We start from the raw sequence: 15572 nt of genomic DNA, 5'->3' as shown, positions 1-15572 counted from the left end.
TGCTCTACGGGACAGTGCTCCATGGGCGGGCGCTCCATGGAGCACCGGCCCATGGGTGACTGCTCTACGGGACAGACGCTTTACGGGGCGGGCGGGGAGGAAGCCGAACGCTCAGTGTCCGGTGATCAGTTGGTGGAGCCGGTCGGCCGCCGCGACGGCGAACGACGCGTCGTTGAGGTGGGCCTCGATCGCGTGCAGCGGTACGGAGGTGCCGTCGAGCGCCTCGCGCAGCGCGGCGAGACCGGCCGCGTCCGCCGACGCGTCCTCGAAGGGACCGCCGGGCGCGTCGGCCGCCGACACCCCGTGCAGCGGCCAGAAGACCTCGGCTGGACCGCTCGCACCCCCGAGCTTGGTGCCGATGGAGGTGCCCAGCGCAGCCATCTCCTCGGCCGTGGTGCGCATCAGCGTCACCGTGGGGTTGTGCACCAGAAGGTTCCGGTCCGCGAAACGGTCGGGAACGGACTCGCGCGGGCCGAAGTTGACCATGTCCAGCGCTCCCGGCGCGACCACCTGCGGAACGCCCGCCGCACCCGCGGCCGTCAGCCGTGCGGGACCCGCGCTCAGTACGCCGCCCACGAGGTCGTCGGCCAGCTCGGTGGTCGTCAGGTCCAGCACACCGTCGAGCGCGCCCTCGGCCGCGAGCTTCTCGACGGCCTTGCCGCCCGCGCCCGTCGCGTGGAAGACCAGCACCTCGTAGCCCAGCTCCTCCAGCCGGGCCCGTGCCGCGTCCACGGCAGGCGTGGTCACCCCGAACATCGTGGCGGCGACCACCTTGCGGCCCCTGTCCTCCGGCGCCGCCAGGGTCTTCTCGTGCTGCTCGGCCATCGCCGCGACGGCCGCCGTCGCGTTGCCGAGCACCAGCTCGGAGACGGAGTTGATGCCCGCCACGTCCACGACGCTGTACATCAAGGTCAGGTCGCCGCTGCCGACGTACGGGCTCACATCGCCGCCCGCCATCGTGCTGACCAGCAACTTCGGTACGCCGACCGGCAACGAGCGCATCGCGCGGGCCGCGATGGCCGAGCCCCCGCTGCCCGCCGCGGCGAGCATCGCGTGCATGCCCCCTGACTCGTACAGATCCCGTACGACCCGCTCCAGGCCCTGGCCCATCGCCGTCACAGCGGCGCCCCTGTCCTCGCCGGAACGCAGCGCGGCCAGCTCGCGCCCCGCCGCGCGTGCGACGGTCTCCGCCGTCACATCGGGTACCGGAGCCGAATCGGGCGGCGGCAGCACCCCCGTGTCGATCAGGACCACGTCGCAGCCGCGCTCGCGCAACCTGTCGCGCATCCAGCGGTATTCGTCGCCCTTGGTGTCCAGCGTCCCTGCCAGGACCACGGTCGCCATGCCCTCACACCCCTTCGTATGAAACGTGCTGCCCATGCTCGGACGGCACCGAGCTGCTGGCAAAGACCAATCGGGGGCAAATGGCCTGCGCCACCACCGACAGTGATGATGGGGGGATGCACGGCATGCACCACGTATCCCCCAGCCATCTCTCCCGCCTCCTGGCGGGCTGGTCGGCCGCCACGGCCGGTGCCGCGCAGCGCCCCCTGCCGGAACTGCTCGCCGAAGCGCTGCGAGACCTCGCCGAACGCGGCGATCTGGCGTCGGGAACGGTGCTGCCCTCGCAGCGGGCGCTCGCCTCGGTGCTCGGCATCAGCCGCTCCACGGTCACGGCTGCCTACGGAACGCTGGAGGCGGAGGGCCGCCTGGAGAGCAGGCAGGGCAGCGGCTCACGGCTGCGCGGCACCCCACTGACGCGGGAGCGCGCCGGCGAGGGGCGGCTGGCCAGCTTCGACGAGCGGGGACACAGGGGCACGGCGCCCGGGAGCGGCACCGTGGACCTGTCCAGCGGCGCGCTCGGCAGCATCGCGGCGGTGGGCGAGGCCGTCGACGCGCTCGGCTCCGGCGATCTGTCGGCTCTGCTGGACTCGGACGGCTATCTGCCGTACGGGCTCCCCGCGCTGCGCGCCGCGCTCGCACGCGTCTACGAGGAAGCGGGTACGCCGACGGAGCCAGGCCAGATCCTCGTCACGAGCGGCTCGCAGCAGGCGGTGTGGCTGCTCGCGCAGGCGCTGGTCGACCACGGGGACACCGTGGCCGTGGAGAACCCGACGTACCGTGGCGCGCTGGAGGCGCTGCGCGGACGCGGCGCCCGCCTCGTGCCGCTGCCCGACGACGGTACGGGCACACCGCCTGACGCGGCCCGCGCGGTGGACGCGGCGGGCAGGCCCCGGCTGGCAGGTCTGCTGCGGCGGGTGCGGCCCCGCCTCGTCTACCTCCAGCCGACCGCGCACAACCCGACGGGGCGCACCTTCGGCCCCGCCGCGCGCGCCGACTGGGCCGCGCTGCTGTCCTCGCTCGCGGACGAACAGGGCCTGTTCACGGTCGAGGACACCTCGTGCGCCGAACTGGTCCTGGACCCAGGGCACTCGGGCGCCCCCGCGCCACTGGCCGCGCGGCTGCCCGGCGCCGCGACGGCGACGGTCGGCACGCTCTCGAAGCTGTTCTGGGGCGGGCTGCGGGTCGGCTGGGTACGCGCGGCCCCACCGCTGGTGAGACGGCTCGCGGAGATCAAGAAGTCCGTCGATCTCTCCTGTCCCGTACTCGACCAGGTGGTCGCCGTGCGGCTGCTCGCCGGGCTGCCGGAGGCGCGCGCCGAACGGCGGGAGATGCTGCGTGGCCAACTGGCCGATACGGAAGCCTTGTTGAAGCAGCACGCTCCCGGCTGGGAGTGGGAGCGGCCCGACGGCGGGCCCGCACTGTGGCTGCGGCTGCCGGGGGTCGACGCGGAGGCGACGGTCCATGTGGCGCGGTGCCAGGGCGTACGGGCGCTGGCGGGACCGGCGTTCTCTCCCGTCGACGCCTTCCGCGACCGCCTGCGACTGCCGTACGCGCACAGCGCCCGCACGCTGGAGCGCGCTCTGCCCGTACTCGCGGGCGCCGCACGGCGCGCGTAACGCCGGCGCGCCACCGGCCCGTTGGCCCGCCGTCCATCCACCGGACCGACAAATACGTACGCGACTCCTGGACAGGGCTCCGATGTCCCCCCACCCTTGCGGAACGATCAGTTCGAGCAAGGGCGAGGGTGAGACATGTACCGTCCCGATCTTTCTCCCGTGGCCGACAGCCTCGCGCTGTCCTCACTCGTGGGGGCGCTGCCCCTGCTCACCCTGTTCGTGCTGCTGGGAGGGCTGCGCTGGAGGGCGCACTGGGCGGGCCTGGCGGCGCTGGCCGTCTCGGTCGGCGTCGCGGTGTTCGCCTACGACATGCCGCTCGGCCTCGCGGTGCTGTCCGGCACCGAGGGTGCCGCCTTCGGGCTCTTTCCGATCATGTGGATCGTGCTGGCGGCGCTGTGGGTGTATCAACTCACCGTCACCAGCGGCAGGTTCGAGGACCTGCGGCGCGCGTTCAACCTGGTCAGCGACGACCCCCGCGTCCAGGCGCTCATCATCGCCTTCTGCTTCGGCGCCCTGCTGGAGGCGCTGGCGGGATTCGGCGCCCCCGTAGCCATTACGGGTGTCATGCTCATGGCCCTGGGCTTCTCGCCCGTGCGCGCCGCCGTCACCGTGCTCGTGGCGAACACCGCGCCCGTGGCGTTCGGCGCCATCGCCACCCCCATCATCACGGCGGGCAGCCTCACGAAGATCCCGTACGAGGACATCGGCGCCTACGTCGGCCGCCAGACCCCACTGCTCGCGCTCTTCGTACCCCTGCTGCTGGTCGCGCTCGTGGACGGGACACGCGGCATACGGCAGACCTGGCCCGTCGCGCTGGTGTGCGGCTCCGCCTTCGCCGTGGCGCAGTTCATCAGCGCGAACTACGTGTCGGTCGAACTCACCGACATCATCGCCTCGTTGGTCGCCCTCGCCGCCGTCGTCGCCTTCCTGCGCGTATGGCAGCCGGGCGACGGCGGGCGCGTACGGGAAGACCTGCGCCGGGCGGCACGCGAGGAAAGGGGAACGGAGGAGTCCGCCGCGACCCCGGGCCCCGCCACCGACGCGCACACATCGGACACCGGCACAAAGGCGAGTGCGGCGGCCACCGGCTCCGACGGGGATGCGGCGGGTACGCCAGATACGGCGGGTACGGCGAATGCGGCGGGTACGCCAGGTGCGGCACACGCGGCACACGCGGCAGACAGCGAAGGCACAGGCCCTGGCCTGCCAGGACGCCGGGTACTGATGGCGTTCCTGCCGTACCTCATCGTCATCGCGGTCTTCTCGGTCGCCAAACTCTGGGAGCCCGCCAAGGAGTTCCTCGCCGACAGCGATCTGGAGGTGAGCTGGCCCGGTCTGGACGGGGAGATCATGACGGCGGCCGGCGAACAGTCGTCCACGACCGTCTACGTCTTCCCCTGGCTCTCCTCGCCGGGCTCGCTGCTCGTGCTGTGCGGCCTGCTCGTCGCCGCCGTCTACCGCGTCAGCGTGCCTGACGCGGCCCGCGAGTTCGTGCGGACGGTCATGACACTGCGCTGGGCGCTGCTGACCGTCGCCTCGGTGCTGGCGCTGGCGTACGTGATGAACCTGTCGGGGCAGACGATCACCATCGGCACCTGGATCGCCGGAACAGGGGCGGCGTTCGCGTTCCTCTCACCCATCCTCGGCTGGCTCGGCACCGCCGTGACCGGCTCGGACACCTCGGCCAACGCGCTGTTCGCCACCCTTCAGCAGACGGCGGCCGGCAGAGCGGGTCTCGACCCGACCCTGCTGGTCGCCGCCAACACCTCGGGCGGCGTGGTGGGCAAGATGATCAGCCCTCAGAACCTGACGATCGCCGCGACCGCCGTCGGTCTGGTCGGCAAGGAGGCCGTGCTCTTCCGGAAGGCGATCGGCTGGAGCCTGCTGCTCCTGGCCATGATGTGTCTGCTGGTGCTGCTCCAGTCACACGTACTGAGCTGGATGCTGCCGTGAGCCACCTGCCCGGCACAGCTCGCACGAGAGGCACCGCTCAGACGGGAGGCGCCGGGTGGACCGGGCTGGCCCGAGGCGCCGGAGCGCCCCACGGCCACCGCGCACTCCACGGCCCGAGCGGCTTCCGCGCCCACCACAGACCCCGGGGCCTGTCCGGCCTCCGGGGCCTGTCCGATCTCCGGGGTCTCTGCGGCCTCGTGTCAGGAAGCCCTGCCGCGCGGAGGTGAACTGCGGCGGGGGCGCCGCGCGTTGGTGCTCGCCGCCGCGGCGCCGCGCGCCGTGTTACCGGCACCACCGCCACCGCCGTTGCCGCCGCCACCGCGACCGCCGCCGCCCCTGCGACCGCGCGAACGCTTGGGCGCCGTGCCACGGGCCGCGCCGCCACCACCGCCGGCGGGCGGTGCCGCCGGGGTGAGGACGACGGGGATGCCCGAGGGCTCCCTCGCGCCGGTCAGGCGTGCCAGCTCCTGGTCGTCGGGGCGCACGGTGCTCGTGAGCGCGTCCACGCGTGCCTGCGACATCAGGCGGGACATCTCACGCCGCTGCTCGGGAAGGACCAGCGTGACGACGCTGCCCGAGGCGCCCGCACGTGCCGTACGGCCGCCGCGGTGGAGGTAATCCTTGTGATCGTTGGGGGGATCGACGTTCACGACCAGGTCGAGGTCGTCGATGTGGATGCCGCGCGCGGCGATGTCGGTGGCCACCAGCACGGTGATGTCCCCCGTCTTGAAGCCCTCCAGGGCGCGGGTGCGCTGGGGCTGCGACCTGCCGCCGTGCAGCGCTGCCGCGCGAACGCCCTTGCTGAGCAGGTCCTTGGTGAGCCGGTCCACGGCACGCTTGGTGGCGCGGAACATCAGCACGCGCCCCTCGCGCGCACCGATGCGGACCGTGGCGGCGGCCTTGTCCTCGTTCGAGACGTGCAGGACGTGGTGGCGCATCTCCGTGACGGCGCCGGCCGGCGGGTCGACGGAGTGCTGCACGGGGTCCGTCAGGAAGCGGCGCACCAGGCGGTCGACGTCGCGGTCGAGCGTGGCGGAGAACAGCATCCGCTGCCCGTCCCCGGGCACCTGCTTGAGCAGCGCCGTGACCTGCGGAAGGAAGCCCATGTCGGCCATCTGGTCCGCCTCGTCGAGCACGGATGTCCGTACGTCTCCGAGGGCGCAGTCGCCGCGTTCTATGAGGTCCTTGAGCCGTCCGGGAGTCGCCACGAGCACCTCGGCGCCGTCGCGGAGCGCACGCGCCTGGCGGGGCACGGAGACGCCGCCGACGACGGTGGCGATCCGCAGCTGCAGCGGCCTGGCGTACGGGCTCAGCGCGTCGGTGACCTGCTGGGCCAGCTCCCTGGTCGGGACGAGGACCAGCGCGAGCGGGCGGCGCGATTCCGCGCGCTGTCCCGCCGTACGCGCGAGCAGCGCGAGGCCGAAGGCCAGGGTCTTGCCCGAGCCCGTACGGCCCCTGCCCAGCACATCGCGCCCCGCGAGGGAGCTGGGCAGTGTGGCGGCCTGGATGGGGAAGGGTGAGGTCAGCCCCTCGTTCTTGAGCGCTTCGAGCAGCGGCGCCGGAAGGTCGAGTTCAGCGAAGGACTCGACGGCGGGCGGCCCGGGTGTGGAGGAGGCATACGCCGACGTGTGGTCCTCCTGGCCCCCGGAGGACGCAGCGGCTGTGGCGGACCCAGCCTGCTTTCCCTGCTGGCCTGCCGCGCGCGCGGAGCTGCCTGTGCCGCGTGTGTTCGTCGGGCGCGAGCGGCGGTTGCGCGGGGTGTCCTGGGTGCGTTGGGTCACGCGGGGTGCCTTCCTCGGTGCGATGCGTAGCGGGGGCCGTTGCCACGGGCCCTCGCCGCTCCTGCCGGAGCGTTCGGTTGCGGGTTGCGCGGACGCCACTGGGGCCCGCACCTGAGCGGTGCGAGCCCCAGCGGGTGATGCGGCGTGATCAGGCAGGAGTGATGTTCTCGGCCTGCGGGCCCTTCTGGCCCTGCGTCACGTCGAAGTTGACCTTCTGGCCTTCGTGGAGCTCACGGAAGCCCTGGGCCGCAATGTTCGAGTAGTGGGCGAAGACGTCAGCGCCGCCGCCGTCCTGCTCGATGAAACCGAAGCCCTTTTCCGCGTTGAACCACTTCACGGTGCCAGTAGCCATGTCTTTTCTCCTTCAGGGTGGCTGGGAGCCACACACCTCGTGCAGCCCCTCGTCGCCGCAATGACCCCATCCAGAGAAACCCCCGGAAAAACAGAATGCGCCTGAGCGACGTAGCTCAGGCGCACACAAGTCATGGGTACCAAAACTGCAACGCCTTCACGGTAACACGCAGGAGCCCTGAGGGGATAGCCCTTCCCGGCTGCCCCCTTCGGGAGGCGTGTGACCTGCGGCGGATGCCCAGTTGGGGCCGCTCACCGCGGCCCCCGGCCGGCCCCTGAACACTCCGCTCAGCCGCCCCTGACCTGCCCGCCGACCGCCCTTGGGTTCCGGTCGTGCGGGCCGGCTCAGTGGTGGGGGTCGTGGCCCGGGACCGTGCCGTCGGGCTTGGCGATGAGGAGGAGGCCCGCCATCCCCATGTCGGAGTGGCTCTGGACATGGCAGTGGTACATCCACGCGCCCGCGCCCACGCCCTCCCCCGCGATCATCTGGAACCCGAAAGAGTCGGCAGGCCCGGTGATCTTGTTGTCGATGACGGGGCTGGGGTCGTCTGGGCCCGTCAGCAGGCCGGTCCTGTTGTCGGCCCAGCGATGACCGTGCACATGGAACGTGTGGTAGTACTCACCGTGCGTGATCATGATGATCTCGACCCGGTCGCCGACCGTCGCCTTGAAGTCGGGCCCCTTCTTGCGGTTGTTGGTGAGCATGTCGTTGAAGACGATGGTGAACTGCTTGCCCTCGTCCGGCAGGATGTCGCCCTCCCTGCGCACGATCATGGGCCCGTAGAGACCGTTGCGGATGCCTCCGGTGCCGTGGTCCGTGCCGACCACGTGGTCGTGGTAGTGCCAGTAGCCGGCGCTGCCGGGGCGCCAGGTGCCGTCCTTGCGGCGCCCGGGTGCGTGGGTGCGCCATGTGTAGGTGCGGGTGCCGCCTGGCTCGACATGGCTGCGGTTCATCTTGGTGCCGTCGTTGGCCGTGTCGTAGTCCACGCCGTGCGGGTGGAGGCTGGCGGCGACATCCATGGTGTTCTCGAACTCGATGTGCAGGGTGTCGCCCTCGACCAGTTCGATCAGGGGTCCTGGGATGGTGGCCTTGCCCTTCTCCAGGCCGTATCCCATCTGCCCGTCAGGAAGCTTCTCGGCGTAGATCTTCATGCGGCGCACCTCGCCGCCCTTGCCCGCGCGGCGGACGCCTGCCGCGAGCGCGGGCGCCGTGGGTGCCGCCTCGGAGGACTGGGTGGCGGAGATGAGTGCCGCGCCGCCGACCGCGGCGACGGCGCTCCCCGCGAAGAGGCGTCTGCTGAAGGCTCGTCGGCTGTGTTCGCTGGCGGTTCCCGTCATCGTTCTCCCCGGGGCGAGGCCAATGAGGCGCTGAGTGAGGCGAGTTGAACCAGACGACAGGGACCGTAGCGCCGGGATCTTTGTTTATCCACACTCAGGACAAAGTTTGTTGAGTTGCGGTCATAGCTCTTGGCGAAGCGCCAAAAGAGGTCTAGCTTCAGCGACGTTTCTGGAATTCCGGGACACAAGAGGGGTGGATCGCTTATGCGGCCTGAACCGCATCAAAGACCCTCACGGCTACGAGGGTTGAACACGTTACGGAAGAGACGACGAGGCCGGCGGCTCGCCGCACTGGTGGCGGGCGCGCTCGCGGCTGGACTGCTGAGCGCTCCGGCGCTGGCGGGCCCCGCGCCCGACGGCGCGGCTTCCCCCGCACCTCGCCTGAACCTGCCGAGCCCGCCCGGCGGCGAGGACGTACGGGTGCTCGTCTTCCACGGCGCGACGGGTGAGGAGTCACCCACCGTCAACGCCGGGATCGAGGCCATCGAGAAGATCGGCCGGCAGGGCCCGGCCTCCGAGCACTTCACCATCAAGGCGACCGACGACCCGTCCATCTTCGCCAAGCCCCGCCTGGGGAAGTTCAACGCGGTCGTCTTCCTCACCGGCGACGGCGACGTGCTCGACCCCGAGCAGGAAGCCGGCCTGGAGAGCTACATGAAGGCCGGCGGCGGCTTCCTCGGCGTCCATGACGCGGCGCGCGCCGAACCGTACTCCGACTGGTTCACCGGGCTGATCGGCGCACGCCCCGCGGCCAAGAACCCCGACAAGGCCCAGCGGGCCGTGGTCGAGGTCGGCGACAGGAACCACCCGGCGACCAAGGACCTCCCCGTCGAGTGGAAGCGCCCCGACAAGTGGCTCAACTGGGCCGAGAACCCCAGCGGTTCGGTCCACACGGTCGCCCGCGTACGGAGCAACAGCTACGACGCCGGAGAGGGCGCCGGCGGCTGGGACCGCCCCGTCTCCTGGTGCCGTGACTACGACGGCGGGCGCTCCTTCTACACCGGCATGGGCGGCACCGCAGCCAGCTACCAGGAGACGGACTTCCGCTCCCACCTGCGCGGAGCCCTGATGTGGACGACACGTCTGGCGCGCGCCGACTGCCAGGCGTCGATCACGGACAACTACAAGGCCGAACGCCTCACCCAGCCCAACCAGCCGGGCAAGTCGGACCAGATCGGCGAACCGCACGGTGTGGTCACGGCCAAGGACGGGCGTGCCTTCTACATCGGCCGGGGCGGCGCCGATGCGAGCCAGCCCGTGGTCACCGACTGGAACGACCCGGACACCGGCAAGGGCAAGGGCCAGATCCACGTCTGGGACCCGAAGACGAAGAAGGCCACGCTCGCGGGCGAGCTGACCGTCTTCGGCAACAAGGGCGGCGGCGACGAGCTGGTCAAGAACGAGGAGGGCCTGCTCGGCATCGAGCTGGACCCGGACTTCGCCTCGAACGGCTGGGTCTACCTCCACTACACGCCGCACAGCGAGATCAACCGCGACACGCACATGGCCGAGCGCCGCGTCTCCCGCTTCACCCTGGACCAGAGCACCAACAAGCTGGTCATGGACTCGGAGAAGGTGCTGCTCAAGTGGCCCGTCCAGATCCACAGCTGCTGCCACGCCGGCGGCGGCATGGCCTGGGACTCCAAGAAGAACCTCTACATCGCGACCGGGGACAACAACTCCTCGCGCTTCAGCGACGGTTACTCGGGCAATAACCCCGAGCCCAAGTTCAAGGGCGTCTCCTTCGCCGACGCGCGCCGCACGGCGGGCAACACCAACAACCTCAACGGCAAGATCCTCCGCATCCACCCCGAGTCGGACGGCACCTACACGCTGCCCAAGGGCAACCTGTTCACGGGCGAGGAGCCGGACGAGGGCGGCGGCAAGACGCGGGGCGAGATCTACGTGATGGGCGTACGCAACCCCGCGCGTATCGCCGTCGACCCCAAGACCGACACGCTCTACGCCGGCTGGGTCGGCCCGGACGCCGGTGCGCCCAGCACCACATGGGGGCCGGCGAAGTACGACACGTTCGCCAAGATCACCAAGGCGGGCAACCAGGGCTGGCCGTACTGCATGGGCAACAACCAGCCCTACAGGGACCGCAATCTGCCCGACCCGAGCAAGCCGCTGGGCTGGTACGACTGCGACAACCTCAAGAACGAGTCGCCCAACAACGACGGCCTCGTCAGCATCCCGCCCGCGCGGCCCAACAACATCTGGTACTCGCCGCAGGGCGGAGGCCCGGACTTCCCGCGCGACGCCAACGGCGTGCCCAGCTACAAGCTGGGCGAGCAGAAGCTGACGCTCCCCTGGCTCAAGGGCGGCGGACAGGCCGCGATGAACGGCCCGGTCTACCGCTACGACGCGGACAGCGCCTCCAAGGACAAGTGGCCCTCCTACTGGGACGGCAAGTGGTTCGTCGGCGACCTCTACGACGGCGAACAGCCGCGGCACGCCGTGGTCATGCCCGAGGGAGCGGCCGGCGAGAAGGACGGCGCGCTGCCCGCGCACGCGGAGAGCCTGGACCAGATCATCCCGGTCGGTGACGGCGGCATCCGCAACCTCATGGACTGGAGATTCGGTCCCGACGGCGCCATGTACGTCCTCGACTACGGGCGCGGCTTCTTCACCTCCGACGACAAGTCCGCGCTGTGGCGCGTGACCTACAAGGGCGGCGCACCCACGCCGCTGCCAGGGGACATGGCCGACCCGGCCCTGCGGAAGGGGGCCTCCCGATGACCCGGCTGACGAGCGCGCGCACACAGGCGCGACCGAGTGCGAGAGAGCGGGAACGGCGCGAACGGCGGCGGCTCGTGATCTCCGTACTGGCCGCGCTGCTGATGGTGCTGGGCCTGACCTCGGCCACGGCCTACGGCCGCCAGTCCGGCGGACCCCCGCAGCCGCGCGAGGACACTCCGGCGGCTGCCGAACAGGTGCTGACCTGGACGGCGGGCAACGACATCGACAAGTACCTGTCGGCGCCCAAGACGGCCGTAGCCGGCAAGGCGACGATCGTCTTCGAGAACAGTGTGGCGACCGGCAACTCGATGGGGATGCCGCACACTCTCACGTTCGACACCGGTGACTCCGCCTACAACCAGGACGTCGACCTCAACATCCTCGCCAACCCCTCCGACTCCAACGGCGGCAAGCACACGGCCGAGGTGACGCTCACCCCGGGCACGTACCGCTACTACTGCACCATTCCCGGACACGGCGCGATGCAGGGCACGCTCGTCGTCACCGGAGACGGCGGGGGCGAGGACACCACGGCACCGGAGACCTCGGCGAAGGTGGAAGGCGAGAAGGACGCGGACGGCAACTACCTCGGCGCCGCCACCGTCACCGTCACGGCCTCAGACGCCGACTCCGGCGTCGACACCATCGAGTACGCGCTCGGGGACGGCGCCTACAAGCCGTACACCGCGCCCGTCACGGTCAAGGACCCCGGCTCCCACACCGTCCGCTACCGCGCCAAGGACAAGGCGGGGAACACGGCGGAGGAGAAGTCGGTGACCTTCACGGTCGTCGAACCACCGGACGTGGACACGACGCCGCCGACCACGGACGGCAAGGCCGAGGGCAAGAAGAACTCGGACGGGCACTTCGTCGGCAAGGCCACCGTGACCCTCACGGCGACCGACGACAAGTCGGGCGTCGAGAAGATCGAGTACTCACTCGACGGCGGCCCCTACCTCGCCTACACCAAGCCCGTCGTCCTCGACAGGGCCGGGCATCACGCCGTCTCGTACCGCGCGACGGACAAGGCGGGCAACACCTCAGAGCCGGCGAAGCTGTCCTTCCGCGTGGTCGCGGGCGGCGGCGTGCCTTCGCCGGACTGCCCCGAGTTCGACGAGCGCCTCACGGTGATCGTCGGCACGATCGACACCGGCGTGCCCAACCGGATGACACAGCGCCGCTGCACCATCAACGAACTCATCGAGGACGAGAAGGAGTGGACCTCACAGGCGCTGTTCCTCAAGCACGTACGCGGCGTCACGGCGTCGCTGCTCAAGGACGGCGTCGTCGTCGAGCGCGAGCAGAAGCTCATCAACCGCGCGGCGAAGCGCTCCGGCATCGGCACCCCCGGTCAGGACACCGGCTACCGTGACCTGTTCGACGGAACCGAGGAGACCTTCGCCAAGTGGGACCACGTCGGCGGCGGGGCCTTCGGCCTCAACGACGACGGCACGATGACCAGCAGCTCGACCGTCGGCGGCATGGGCATGCTGTGGTATCCGCAGCGCAAGTACGCCGACTTCTCGCTGAAGCTCCAGTTCCGCGACGACGCGCCGGGTACGGGGAACGCCAACAGCGGCGTCTTCGTCCGCTTCCCCGACGTACACGACCACCCCGAGGAGTCCCGCCCCGAGTGGGTCTCCATCAAGTACGGCCACGAGTTGCAGATCCTCGACCGCCCCGACGGAGACATGTACAAGACGGGCTCCGTCTACGGCTTCGACCGCGTCGGCCTCGCCGGAGCGGGCGTCACGCCGAAGGGCACCTGGAACGACTACGAGGTCCGCGTCATCGGTCAGCACTACGAGATCTACCGCAACGGCGTTCTCATCAACGAGTTCGAGAACTCCCGTGGCCAGGTCTTCAACCCGCCCCGGGGCGACGACCCCGGCACGGACGGCCGCCGCTACGCGAGCGGTTACGTGGGTCTCCAGACCCACAGCACCACGGACGTGACCTCGTTCCGCAACGTGCGGATCAAGGAACTGTAGGAACTGCAGGGAACGCAGCCGTGGCCGACACAGCCGCAGCCAGCGGCTGTACGTGACGCCGCACGTGACGGCTGTACGCGAACCGCCGTCACGTACGGGGACGGCTGCGGTCAGCGGCCTCCCACGGCCGGAGGGGCCGGCATCTGTGCCGGCCCCTCCGGTTCTTCCGTTGCGCACTGCCTGCTGCCGGCCGCCCCCAAGTCGCCCGGAAAGTACGGGCTCAGCCGTCCTTGCGGCCCATCGCCGCGGCGAACTGCTCGGGCGCACCGTCATATCCGCGGAGGACGACCCGGTGCACCCACTCCCCCGACTCGCCCCGCACGAACTCGGCGACGGTGGCGGCCGTGGAGTCGCGGACGCCCGAGAAGTCATGGCCGGACAGCTCCTCGTACCCCTCCTTTATCCACACACCGGTGTTCGACACGTGCCCGAACGTCGTACGTCCCTCGCCCTGCTGGATGGCGACGCCCACCACGACCCGCGCGTATTCGGAGGCCAGGCGCTCAAGTTCCAGGGTCATGACCTCGTCGGCCCCGAAGCCCTGGCCTGTCTGGCTGTCACGGTTGAGGGTGATGGTGCCGTCTGGCGAGCGGCTGTCGAAGTGGACGAGATACGCGGGCTCCCCGTACGGGGCTTCCGCCGTGTACGTAGCGGCGATTATGTCGAGATCGTAGGGCGAAGCGCCCATGGGGCTGGGGTCCCATTTGAGTGTGACCTCTACCTTGCCAAGCCCTTTGTTCAGACTGCTCACCTGATGACCCCTCCTCGGAACCGCCAACTGCCTGGATCTTCGCGGCGGTTCCATCTTGCCACGCCCCGCCCTCTCCGATCAGGGGCGAATCCGGCGCAGGGAGGCGTACTGAAGCACCGCGAAGGCGCCGACGACCGCTGCCTGGAGGCATGTCCACACATATCCCGCGGTGCTCAGCCCATCGAGCCAGAAGACCATGGCCAGCACGCTGAGCACCACCCAGACGAGGTTCAGGTCGATCACGAGCCGCACAGCGGACGCGGCCGGAACCGGCCGGGAGGCGAGACCGCCGACCGCGGCTGCGTAGAGGACGAGGAACGCCCCGATCCACAGCAGTGAGTCCTGACCGACCCCGAGCAGCCGCCCGAGCGGGCCCGAAGCCGCGAGGTAGGCAAGGCCGTTCACACCCGTGACGACCGCGTCGAGGACGAGGAGGCGCCGCAGCCACAGCCGTGCGGAGGAGTTGCGCGCCGTCGCTCCGCCGTCTGCCGCTGTGGCCGTTTCCTTGAAGTTGGAAGCGTTGGTTCCGGTCGCTGACATGCCACTGACCTCCTGGGACGTGGGTCCGCCTGTCCGGCGGGAACTGATGGGCCCACGGTGCCCGAGCGGCGTACGGCGGTCGATTACCGGCGAGGTAATGCGCGGCCGGGGGGATGTTTCTTTTGCGCGTGATCAGGGGTGGGAGTGCGGGTGCGATGCCGTGCGGGTGCGGGTACCGGTGCAATGCGGGTGCGGGTGCGGGTGCGGTGCCGCCCGGGGTGCGCGGCCGGGGGTGCTGTTGCGATGAGTGCGGGGGCGGGTGCCGGTTCCGGTGCAGCGCGGGTGGCGCCCGGCCGAGGGGGCCGCCGGGCGCCGGCTCAACCGGCGGTCACAGGCCAGCGCTCTCCTCGCCTGGACCTCTCCAGGCCGGTCCACAAGGCGTCCATGGCGGCGGCGACGAGCCGTTCCCTGGGCACGTCGGGGCAGCCGCGCCACCACTGCGCGAGCCCCTGGAGCACGCTGCGGCACACCTCCCACGCCATCTCGGCCTCGATCCTGGCCTGTTGGCCGGTCGGCTCCCGGTGCTCCGCGTTCTGTCCCCCGTTCCCCTGGACGGGGGCATCCGAGCCGCCTGGCACGTCGGGCACGTCCGGCGCGTAGGGAATGCCGACGAGGCGCGCGAAGAAGGGGAGCAGTTCGTCGCGGCTGTCCGTGACGACGGTTTCGTGCTCTTCGCGGACGCCGGGGTCTCCGGTGGTGTCGCTGAACAGCATTCGCCAGGCGTAAGGGTGGGTCTCGATGTAGCGGAACCACGCGTCGAACGCGCGCGCCACGTCCTCGGCATTGATGTCGCCCTCAGGGGCGGGGGCTGGGCCCGAGCTGAAGGCCGAGTGAGGGCCCGAACCGGGACCCGAACCGGGACCGGTCCTGGAGGCCGGGTTCGGGGCGGAGTCGGGGTCCGGGGTGTCGAGCTCGGAGCGCCACAGGTCGCGCAGGTCGGCGTAGTGCCGTTCCAGCAGGCGGCGGTGCAGCTCCCGCTTGGACGAGAAGTGGTCGTACACGACGGGCACGGAGACGCCGGAGCGGCTGGCGATCTCCTCCATCGAGGCGCGCTGATAGCCGTGCGAGGCGAAGACCTCGGTGGCGGCCGTCTCGATCACGGTGCGGCGCTCAGCGGCGCTCATCCGCTTGCGGGGTTTGGCGGTTGACAACCTAGCGGTCCTTA

At 70.6% G+C, this 15572-nt stretch carries 11 protein-coding genes; 4 read left to right on the top strand and 7 right to left on the bottom strand.

Going from position 1 to position 15572, the window contains the following annotated elements; translation table 11 throughout:
* Positions 1 to 111: 111 nt before the first annotated feature.
* On the bottom strand, positions 112 to 1344 hold the full coding sequence (locus NMN56_RS03415; RefSeq protein WP_274042226.1) for a Tm-1-like ATP-binding domain-containing protein: 1233 nt from the start codon (positions 1342 to 1344) through the stop codon (positions 112 to 114).
* A 125-nt stretch (positions 1345 to 1469) separates the two neighbouring features.
* Here NMN56_RS03415 and NMN56_RS03410 point away from each other — a divergent pair, with 125 nt between their 5' ends.
* Positions 1470 to 2960 carry an aminotransferase-like domain-containing protein gene (locus tag NMN56_RS03410; protein ID WP_274042225.1) on the top strand — a complete coding sequence of 497 codons (1491 nt, stop codon included), beginning with the start codon at positions 1470 to 1472 and terminating at the stop codon, positions 2958 to 2960.
* A 135-nt stretch (positions 2961 to 3095) separates the two neighbouring features.
* A complete protein-coding gene (locus NMN56_RS03405) occupies positions 3096 to 4913 on the top strand; it encodes an L-lactate permease (RefSeq protein WP_274042224.1) in 1818 nt (605 codons plus the stop codon).
* 200 nt (positions 4914 to 5113) lie between these two features.
* Here NMN56_RS03405 and NMN56_RS03400 read toward each other — a convergent pair whose 3' ends face one another.
* The 3 genes from NMN56_RS03400 to NMN56_RS03390 all read right to left on the bottom strand — a co-directional run bounded on the left by NMN56_RS03400 (position 5114) and on the right by NMN56_RS03390 (position 8383).
* A complete protein-coding gene (locus NMN56_RS03400) occupies positions 5114 to 6694 on the bottom strand; it encodes a DEAD/DEAH box helicase (protein ID WP_274042223.1) in 1581 nt (526 codons plus the stop codon).
* 148 nt (positions 6695 to 6842) lie between these two features.
* Complete coding sequence (locus NMN56_RS03395) at positions 6843 to 7046, bottom strand: cold-shock protein (protein ID WP_274042222.1); 204 nt, start codon at positions 7044 to 7046, stop codon at positions 6843 to 6845.
* Positions 7047 to 7390: 344 nt separating this feature from the next.
* Positions 7391 to 8383, bottom strand: a complete 993-nt coding sequence (locus NMN56_RS03390) for a multicopper oxidase domain-containing protein (RefSeq protein WP_274042221.1) — start codon at positions 8381 to 8383, stop codon at positions 7391 to 7393.
* Positions 8384 to 8587: 204 nt separating this feature from the next.
* On the opposite strand from NMN56_RS03390, the gene NMN56_RS03385 reads away from it, so the two are divergent.
* Both NMN56_RS03385 and NMN56_RS03380 read left to right on the top strand, forming a co-directional pair.
* Positions 8588 to 11125 carry a ThuA domain-containing protein gene (locus NMN56_RS03385; protein WP_274042220.1) on the top strand — a complete coding sequence of 846 codons (2538 nt, stop codon included), beginning with the start codon at positions 8588 to 8590 and terminating at the stop codon, positions 11123 to 11125.
* Positions 11122 to 13116, top strand: coding sequence for an OmpL47-type beta-barrel domain-containing protein (locus NMN56_RS03380; protein ID WP_430542454.1), 1995 nt, complete (start codon positions 11122 to 11124; stop codon positions 13114 to 13116). Before NMN56_RS03385 ends, NMN56_RS03380 begins: the two co-directional genes overlap by 4 nt.
* 220 nt (positions 13117 to 13336) lie before the next feature.
* Here NMN56_RS03380 and NMN56_RS03375 read toward each other — a convergent pair whose 3' ends face one another.
* The 3 genes from NMN56_RS03375 to NMN56_RS03365 all read right to left on the bottom strand — a co-directional run bounded on the left by NMN56_RS03375 (position 13337) and on the right by NMN56_RS03365 (position 15558).
* Positions 13337 to 13867: a TerD family protein gene (locus NMN56_RS03375; RefSeq protein WP_274042219.1), complete on the bottom strand. Its 531-nt coding sequence runs from the start codon at positions 13865 to 13867 to the stop codon at positions 13337 to 13339.
* A gap of 78 nt (positions 13868 to 13945) precedes the next feature.
* The gene (locus NMN56_RS03370; protein WP_274042218.1) at positions 13946 to 14407 is read right to left on the bottom strand and encodes a hypothetical protein; all 462 of its coding nucleotides are present in this window, start codon (positions 14405 to 14407) and stop codon (positions 13946 to 13948) included.
* Between the two features lie 317 nt (positions 14408 to 14724).
* Positions 14725 to 15558, bottom strand: coding sequence for a TetR/AcrR family transcriptional regulator (locus NMN56_RS03365; RefSeq protein ID WP_274042217.1), 834 nt, complete (start codon positions 15556 to 15558; stop codon positions 14725 to 14727).
* Between the last annotated feature and the right edge of the window lie 14 nt (positions 15559 to 15572).

Source organism: Streptomyces iconiensis, assembly GCF_028657195.3.
Lineage (GTDB): Bacteria > Actinomycetota > Actinomycetes > Streptomycetales > Streptomycetaceae > Streptomyces > Streptomyces iconiensis.
Note: the sequence above shows the minus strand (reverse complement) of the source record. Positions and strands in the feature narration are given on the sequence as shown.

Excerpts from the sequence above, each read along its gene's own strand:
- NMN56_RS03415 (WP_274042226.1), bottom strand. The coding sequence starts at position 1,344 with ATGGCGACCGTGGTCCTGGCAGGGACGCTGGACACCAAGGGCGACGAA.
- NMN56_RS03410 (WP_274042225.1), top strand. The coding sequence starts at position 1,470 with ATGCACCACGTATCCCCCAGCCATCTCTCCCGCCTCCTGGCGGGCTGG.
- NMN56_RS03405 (WP_274042224.1), top strand. The coding sequence starts at position 3,096 with ATGTACCGTCCCGATCTTTCTCCCGTGGCCGACAGCCTCGCGCTGTCC.
- NMN56_RS03395 (WP_274042222.1), bottom strand. The coding sequence starts at position 7,046 with ATGGCTACTGGCACCGTGAAGTGGTTCAACGCGGAAAAGGGCTTCGGT.
- NMN56_RS03390 (WP_274042221.1), bottom strand. The coding sequence starts at position 8,383 with ATGACGGGAACCGCCAGCGAACACAGCCGACGAGCCTTCAGCAGACGC.
- NMN56_RS03385 (WP_274042220.1), top strand. The coding sequence starts at position 8,588 with ATGCGGCCTGAACCGCATCAAAGACCCTCACGGCTACGAGGGTTGAAC.
- NMN56_RS03380 (WP_430542454.1), top strand. The coding sequence starts at position 11,122 with ATGACCCGGCTGACGAGCGCGCGCACACAGGCGCGACCGAGTGCGAGA.
- NMN56_RS03370 (WP_274042218.1), bottom strand. The coding sequence starts at position 14,407 with ATGTCAGCGACCGGAACCAACGCTTCCAACTTCAAGGAAACGGCCACA.